This is a genomic window from Paraburkholderia sp. SIMBA_030 (assembly GCF_046535245.1).
Lineage (GTDB): Bacteria > Pseudomonadota > Gammaproteobacteria > Burkholderiales > Burkholderiaceae > Paraburkholderia.
Genome location: NZ_JAWRXB010001840.1, coordinates 1 through 229, shown reverse-complemented (window position 1 = coordinate 229; position 229 = coordinate 1). Strand labels below are relative to the sequence as shown.

1 protein-coding gene is annotated in these 229 nt (G+C 67.7%); it reads right to left on the bottom strand.

The window, feature by feature from the left end; translation table 11 throughout:
• A partial coding sequence (locus SB772_RS46345; RefSeq protein ID WP_410839312.1) for a DeoR family transcriptional regulator occupies positions 1-215 on the bottom strand: 215 nt, incomplete at its 3' end.
• Between the last annotated feature and the right edge of the window lie 14 nt (positions 216-229).

Genomic DNA, 229 nt, shown 5'->3' with positions numbered 1-229 from the left:
ACGCGCACGCCGCCCGGCACCGAATGCACGAGGCCTTCGCGCTCCAGCAGCGCGATATCGCGCCGCACCGTCATGTGCGAGCAGCCCAGCGACTCCATCAACTGATGCAGCGACAGCACCTTGTCGCGCCGCAGCAGGCGCAGCATGGCTTCGCGCCGCTGATCGGGAATCAGCGGCGCCGTTGGGGTTTCGTCGGGTTGGGTCTTGCTCGGCATGCGGAATCTCTGGG